Here is a 6,000-nt window from a genome sequence, read left to right on the forward strand (position 1 = left end):
GCAGGCACCCGCCGTCCAGCCAGGACGGCAGGTTCCTCTGCTTGGCCGGTCGCCTGTACGGCTCGGCGAGGACGGTCGGTGAGTGTCATGCGACGCCAAGCCCGCCCAGAGCGCTGCGGTTATGTTGCGAGGCCGGTGCGGGAAGATCTGTGGGGGTGATGAGGCGGCCGTTGCTGCATGGGGTTTTCGGTGGCACGTACTAACGGGCCCACAGAGTCCCGTCGTTTGAGGAGCCACGATGCCCGGAGACACAATCTGCTCCAGCTGGTGTGGTGCGCGCTGATACATGAGCAGGATCCCGGGCCGGTGATGGCGCGGCTGTACTGGCGCAACGAGGCGGAGGTCGTGGCCGGAGGGCTGCTGTCCGAGATCCCCGAGGTGAGCGAGGGGGAGTACGACGAGGACAACATGCCGAAAGGTCTCGATGAGTGAGTCAAGCTGACGGGCGCCGTCCTCGCTGATGGACGGCGCCCGTGCCGGATGTCGGCCTCGAGATCTGGCCTCATCCCTGTCAGGTCGATCACGGGGGTCTGTCAACGTCGGCCAACGGCCCTTGCGCCTTGGTCGATCGTTCCCTGAGGCCCGGCGCTGACCGCTGCGGTTCGCGCTTGTTGGTGTCAGCCGCTGGTGTCAGACGCCGCATGCAGTCGCGACGAGGCTTACTTCGCCGCTCTACAGCACCCGTCCTACTCCTCCGGCTCCCACGCGCGGAGCAGGTCGAACAAACCTGCGTCTCCGTCGATCCGCAGGGAGTCCGCCGGGATACGGTCGTACACGAAGAGAACCAGCTCGCTGGCCGTGCCGCGAACGGAGACGCCAGCCGCGTTCGGGCCCTCGTCGGCAGCGGCGACAGGCGTCGTGCCGGGCGCGGGGATACGAGTGGAGCGTGCGCCGTCGCCGTCGACCGTGAGGCGCCAGGAGTGGCCCTCGGTGGCGTGGAAGTCGAAGGCAGTGGGCTTGTGCGGCCAGGCACTCGTCGTTGCGACGCAGGTGGACAGGAACTCCTCGACACCGTCGAGTGCCACATCAGCCGGCAGCGGCTCCGGGGCACCCACGGTGATCTGGGCATCGTAGGTGTGCACCGTGATCTGCTGGAGCTGGTGCCGGGCGACGGCGCCACAGGTCTGCGGCGACTGGGACGCACCCCACCAAGTCCAGCAACCGCGATCCGGGCCTGCCTTCCGCAATGCGTCCAGCAGTTGCTCCACGGACTCCGCCAACCAGGCCAGCAGGGCCTCGCGCTCCCGAGGCGCAGCCGGGGCGCCCTCCGCTGCGGACTTGGCCGGAGCAGGCCCTGCGGCGACGGTGGCGGCCCAGTCGCGGCGCCCCTCGCCGATGTGCTGCGCCAGATCGAACAGCGTCCACTCGGGGCAGGTCGGCACCTGTACGTCGAGGCTGGGCGCGGAGGCGACCGCGGCGCGGAAGGCGTTCGACCGTTCGTCGATCAGTTGCAACAGAACGGGGAACGCAAGTGTCGTTGTCACATGGACTCTCTATCACCGTGTTCCGACAATCGGACAGTGATTTTCACAGCTGAGGCGGCGAGCGCGCGGCACGGACCGGGCGCCCTCAGATGACGCTCTGGGCCGCGTCTGCTCGGCTCTGCCTGGGGGGAAGTTGGTCGGGATGGCAGCCTCCGATACTCGCCATGATGTGCCGGCACTCGCATACGTCACCCGTCCATCCCGGAGTCTGAGCACACCCGCCGGAGGCATGGTCTTGTCGTTGAGCGGCTGTGGCGTCCACGGGTCTCGACTCTTGCCCTCGGGCTTACTCAGCGGGCGCGCGTCGGCGCAGCGCGCAGCGCAGCCGGGTGCCTTGATGAAGTAGGGAAAGTTCTGTCCCGCTGGAGTGAGACGCCTTTGTCGAGCCCCAGTGCTGTCAAGCTTCGATACGAAGCCAGGTGTCGCCGGCGCGAAGCCAAAGGGATCCGTCACGTCCTTGACCGCAGCGCATGACCACCCGCCCTGGCACTCGTATGGAGCGCCGCTCGGTCGCGCTCCACGTATCGCCGACCAGCTCGGCTCGAACCACTTCGGTCGACCGCCGATTGTGGGCACGCCTGGTCAGAACTGCTCGACGGCCGCGTACCGCGAATCGGTCCGGATCATGTACAGGGCTGGGCCAGCTGGTCACCTCACCCGTGGAGGGCGTGATCCGTGTCAGGAACGTGCCTCCGCGGCTGCTGCCGGAGTACCAGACCAGCCATGTCCTGTCCCCCTCGGTAGCGGCGGTACAGCCTTCCAAGGACGCATCGGGGAGGCGGCCTTCCGGGCCCCACATGACGCGGCCGTCCGTGCTCCAGCCCGCAAGCCCGGCTGCCGACTCCGGATGGCCTCCGTAGATGCCTTCGTCACCGTAGGCGTCCAGGCCGATTCATTTTGATCGGTCATCAGGACAGGGATGTCATCGCCGATGCAGAAGGTTCCCTGATGCTCGCCCTCCAAAGAGCAGACCACGGCGTTTGGCTCCCATGAGCCCGATTCCTCCTTGCTCGTGCGACCGCTCACTATCAGGAGCCGGGAGTCAGGGAGAAGAGCAATGTGACTGGGCCGGACACGAAGATCGTTGATCCTCCGGCGTTGGACTGACCCCTCGGCTCGACGGATGACCAGCACGCCGTCAAAGGGGACTTCCGGCTTCCAGCCCGCCCAGCCTTTGACATAGCGGCTTCGTCGGAGCTGACGCCGATGGACGAGCAGCACGACAAGTTCCCCTGCAGGGCCGACAGTCCACCACAGAGCACGTCGTCCTGCCCAGAGATCAGCAATGGGCAGCCTCCCCACCCTCTGCACCTCGATGGCTGCCGACACCGCATCCCCCGGCTCTTGAGCAAACCCCACTACCGACGAGAGAGGAGTGTATTGATGCCGCAACCAACCATCATGGCTTCGGACGTGTGGGCCGTTGCCGTCCAAGGCGTCCAGCAATCGGATCGCGAAGACTTCGGCCATGCGCTTGCTGACCTCGCCGGGCGTAAACGATTCGACCGCGCTGGACTCGGTGGGACCTGCGCGCGGTGCCGCTGGAGGGCCTGCAGCGGAAGACCAGGCCACGGTGTCTCGGGTCGTGTTCTTGCAGACCCCGGTGAGTTCGTCCACCTCCGCCCGGATGCCGGTCTCCTCTGGAACCTCGTGGGCGGAACCTGCCTCCGCCGAGCCTGGCGCGGTGCCTGAAGCGCTCCGGGTCTGATGGAGGCTCGATTCCCTGGGAGGATCGAGCCATGGCCCGTCCGTCCCCTTATCCTGCAGAGCTTCGTGAGCGAGCGGTGCGCATGGTCGCGGAGATCCGCCCGAACTATCCGACCGAGTGGGCCGCGATGAAGGCGGTCGCTGCGAAGCTGGGCATTGGTGCAGCCGAGACGGTGCGGACGTGGGTCCGCAAAGCTGAGGTCGACGCGGGCCGGCGTCCCGGGGTGACCTCGGAGGAGGCCGCGGAGATCAAGCGGCTGAAGGCCGAGAACGCCGAGCTGCGCCGGGCCAACGAGATCCTCAAGGCGGCCTCGGCTTTCTTCGCGGCCGAGCTCGACCGGCCGTCGAAGCGCTCGTAGCGTTCATCGACGCCCACCGGAAGGTGTTCGGAGTCGAGCCGATCTGCGAAGTCCTGACCAGCCACGGACTGAAGATCGCGACGAGCACCTACTACGCCGCCAAGAACCGCGCCCCCAGTGCACGGTCGGTCCGTGACGCGGAGCTGAAGACGCAGATCAGCCGCGTCCACACGGACAACTACGGTGTCTACGAGTACGGAAGGTCTGGCGGCAACTGCACCGCGAGGGCATCCTCGTGGCTCGCTGCACGGTCGCCCGGCTGATGCGCGACCTCGGTCTTGAGGGCGCCCGACGCGGGAAGAAGATCCGCACCACCATCCGGGACGACGGCCACGAGCGGGCCACCGACCTGCTCGGACGCGACGGCGAGCTTGGGCCCGTAGCTCTTTGGCAACTGTGGAACGCGTTGTGGCGGTTCTGGTCGAGGTTCAGCGGAAGGTCGAGTTGGGAGATGAGCTGTGACTCCAAGGTCCACGGTTCGAGCTGCGCCGCGTGGGCAGCGGTAAGCGGATGACCTTCGGCAAGGTGGGGGCAGGGTCGTTCGGAAGGCTGGCGCATCCTGATCTTTCCAGCGACGGGCGGAAGCGCTGTCTGATCTGTGGGGTAGGGTGCGGTGCTCAGACGGCCGGAGCCCCGCGGAGCGCAGTGGTACGGCCGGCATGGCGATCCTGGGGGGATCATGCGGGCAAGAATCGTTCTACTCCGGTACGTGAGCGTGGGCGCCGCCGCGGCCCTGCTAGCACTGGGAGGGGTAGGAGTCGCTGGAACCGCGACCAGGGCGCAGGCGGTGGAGCCGCAGCAGCGCATTGTGTATTCGGAATCGGCGACGGTCGACGGCATGCTGACGTTTTCGCTGGTATCGATGAACGCCGACGGTTCCGACCGCCGGGCCCTGGTTCCGACTGGTGACGGACTCCCGCAGGCCAAGTACGACAGCCCGGTCTTCTCGCCCGACGGGCGGCACCTGGCGTTCATCAGCGAGGACGGATTCGCGGACATCTGGGTCGCCAACCCCGACGGCAGCGGAGCGCGGCCTGTCGCAATGGACGTGCAGGACCCCGACGGGTGGGCGACCCAGCTCGCCTGGGGCCCGAACAGTGACATGCTCTACTTGGGCTTCCAGTCCAAGCCCGGTCACGACCGCCTCCGGCTGATGAAGGTCAACCTTGACGGCAGCGGGTTCGGCTACGTGCTGCCCGACCAGCCGTACGTGTTCGACAGCCAGCCCTCGGTCGCTCCGAACGGCACGCTGGCCTTCCTTCGCGGCGGCACCATCGAGGTCTACGACCCGCGCCAGGGCGGTACACCCACCCCGCTCACCTCGGGCCTCCAGCCCGCGTACTCGCCGGACGGTACCAAGCTCGCCTTCACCCGGCAGGCGTCGGACGGGCCCCAGGTGTTCGTACGCGATCTGGCCAGCGGCAACGAGACACAGATCACGGACGACCTCGGCGGGGTAATGTACCCGTCCTGGTCGCCCGATGGCAGCAAGCTGGCCTACCTCGCCGGCGGCACGGATATGCGGCTGACGATCCATTCCGCCACCGCTGCCGGGGGCCCGGGCACAGCAATCACCAGTGCCGACGTCCAGGGCGACGGACGTCCTACCTGGGTCATCCCCGCCCGCATTTCCAGCCCCGGCGCAGACCTGACGGGTGACGGTAAGGCGGATCTGGTGGCCCGAGACGGTTCGGGTGTGCTGTGGCTGTACAAGGGGACGGGCAGTGCGTCCGCTCCCTACGCCGCCCGAACCAAAATCGGTGGAGGCTGGAACACGTACAACTCCCTGACCTCGGCGGGCGATCTGACGGGTGACGGTAAGGCGGATCTGGTGGCCCGAGACGGTTCGGGTGTGCTGTGGCTGTACAAGGGGACGGGCAGTGCGTCCGCTCCCTACGCCGCCCGAACCAAAATCGGTGGAGGCTGGAACGCCTACAACGCGCTGAGCTGAGCACGGGCTGGGCGACCCGAATCGGGTGAGGTGACCTGTACCGAGAGGGAGGGGCGGTACTTGCGTGGCGCCCCTTTGGCAGTTGGCCGTCTCTGGGCCGTGGCCGCCGTCTTCGACACGGCCCGGTCGGACCCGTCCCCACCTGACCAGAGACGGCCAACACCAGCCGACTGGGTCGCCTCACGCTCGTCATCACCGAAGCAGGGCGGAAGATTCCCTGGTGACCTTGGTGACATCCGCTTTAGGAGTTCGGTCCTTAAACGGGGGTGGCCTGCCGGGACGGGCGCTCTTGCCAGCCTGGCTTCCCGACTTGAGTCGCTTCAGTCCATCCTCGTTCAGGGTCGTTGATGATGCTCCTATAGGCCGTCAAGCGGTCTGTGTGAGTGGTTTCGGCGTGTGGTGGGGATGGGTGAGGTGCCCGTAGACCTCGCGGGCGATGAAGCGTTTGAGGCAGCGGAGGATGTCCTTCTTGGACATGCCTTCGGCGGTGCGGCGGGCG

Annotated in this window: 3 protein-coding genes and 3 pseudogenes; 3 read left to right on the top strand and 3 right to left on the bottom strand. The window is 67.1% G+C overall.

The genetic code is table 11. The annotated features are described in order from the left end of the window. The first annotated feature begins 225 nt into the window (after positions 1-225). Positions 226-432 (top strand): hypothetical protein, encoded by a 207-nt coding sequence (locus tag IE318_RS30320; RefSeq protein WP_189905477.1) that lies wholly within the window; start codon positions 226-228, stop codon positions 430-432. Positions 433-686: 254 nt separating this feature from the next. Here the strand turns inward: IE318_RS30320 and IE318_RS30325 are convergent, their stop codons facing one another. Together IE318_RS30325 and IE318_RS45340 are read right to left on the bottom strand one after the other, a co-directional pair. Further along, positions 687-1,484, bottom strand: a complete 798-nt coding sequence (locus IE318_RS30325; protein WP_189905457.1) for a maleylpyruvate isomerase family mycothiol-dependent enzyme — start codon at positions 1,482-1,484, stop codon at positions 687-689. 1,395 nt (positions 1,485-2,879) lie between these two features. After that, positions 2,880-3,152 (bottom strand): annotated as a pseudogene (locus tag IE318_RS45340) (NUDIX hydrolase); the annotation flags it as partial. A gap of 71 nt (positions 3,153-3,223) precedes the next feature. Here IE318_RS45340 and IE318_RS45345 point away from each other — a divergent pair. Both IE318_RS45345 and IE318_RS30345 read left to right on the top strand, forming a co-directional pair. Beyond that, positions 3,224-3,986 (top strand): annotated as a pseudogene (locus IE318_RS45345) (IS3 family transposase); the annotation flags it as partial. Positions 3,987-4,337: 351 nt separating this feature from the next. Next, complete coding sequence (locus IE318_RS30345) at positions 4,338-5,501, top strand: FG-GAP-like repeat-containing protein (protein ID WP_189905463.1); 1,164 nt, start codon at positions 4,338-4,340, stop codon at positions 5,499-5,501. A gap of 366 nt (positions 5,502-5,867) precedes the next feature. On the opposite strand, the pseudogene IE318_RS46875 reads toward IE318_RS30345, so the two are convergent. Then, positions 5,868-6,000: pseudogene (locus tag IE318_RS46875) on the bottom strand (IS110 family transposase); the annotation flags it as partial.

The sequence above is a fragment of the Streptomyces spiralis genome (genome assembly GCF_014654675.1).
In the GTDB taxonomy this organism is placed as follows: Bacteria; Actinomycetota; Actinomycetes; order Streptomycetales; family Streptomycetaceae; genus Streptomyces; species Streptomyces spiralis.